The following is a 650-nucleotide window of genomic DNA, read 5'->3' on the forward strand; positions in this document are numbered from 1 at the left end:
CTCCCTCATCCTCTCCGCCGAGATGATGCTGCGCCACATGGGCTGGGTTGAAGCGGCCGATCTCATCATCAAGGGGATGGAAGCGGCGATCCGCAACAAGACCGTCACCTATGACTTCGAGCGTCTGATGGAAGGGGCCACCCTGCGCTCCTGCTCCCAGTTTGCTCAGGACATGATCGACCAGATGTAATCTGCTGCTTGCCAGAAACGCAAAACCGGCGCCATGTGCGCCGGTTTTTTTATCGCGAAAGAGTGCAGGGGCTTATTGCGCCTGCTCTACGTGTTGCTGATAGCGTTGCTGCCATTTGCTGGTTTCTGCTTCATCACCCTGGGCCTTCCAGAAGGCGCAGATGGTGTTGGCAAGTTCCGAAGCCATCGCGTGATCTCCGTCACGTCGACTCATCAGATAATCTCCCAGCCAGCTTTGATATTGTTTCATTACCCGATCTCCTTATCTCATGTGCCCTTGAGGGTGCCCGCCCACCTTGACGGGAGCCTGTCGGCTCATCCTGGGGGGAACATCATCAGGCATGATGGTGCAGAGTCACGACTCGGGCAGAGAGCCCGATGGGCAATCTGGCGGCGAACGTGACGCGAGATGTCAAAAAATGAGCGCCATTTTAGCACAAACTGACCAACTTGGGGAAATT

The 650-nt window shown here is 55.8% G+C and carries 2 protein-coding genes; one reads left to right on the plus strand and one right to left on the minus strand.

Going from position 1 to position 650, the window contains the following annotated elements:
- A partial coding sequence (locus tag AACS18_RS20245) for an isocitrate/isopropylmalate family dehydrogenase (RefSeq protein ID WP_258228775.1) occupies nucleotides 1-190 on the plus strand: 190 nt, incomplete at its 5' end.
- Between the two features lie 72 nt (nucleotides 191-262).
- Here AACS18_RS20245 and AACS18_RS20250 read toward each other — a convergent pair.
- On the minus strand, nucleotides 263-439 hold the full coding sequence (locus AACS18_RS20250; protein ID WP_005337712.1) for a hypothetical protein: 177 nt from the start codon (nucleotides 437-439) through the stop codon (nucleotides 263-265).
- Between the last annotated feature and the right edge of the window lie 211 nt (nucleotides 440-650).

The organism is Aeromonas sp. HMWF015 (assembly GCF_963878965.1).
GTDB lineage: Bacteria > Pseudomonadota > Gammaproteobacteria > Enterobacterales > Aeromonadaceae > Aeromonas > Aeromonas veronii.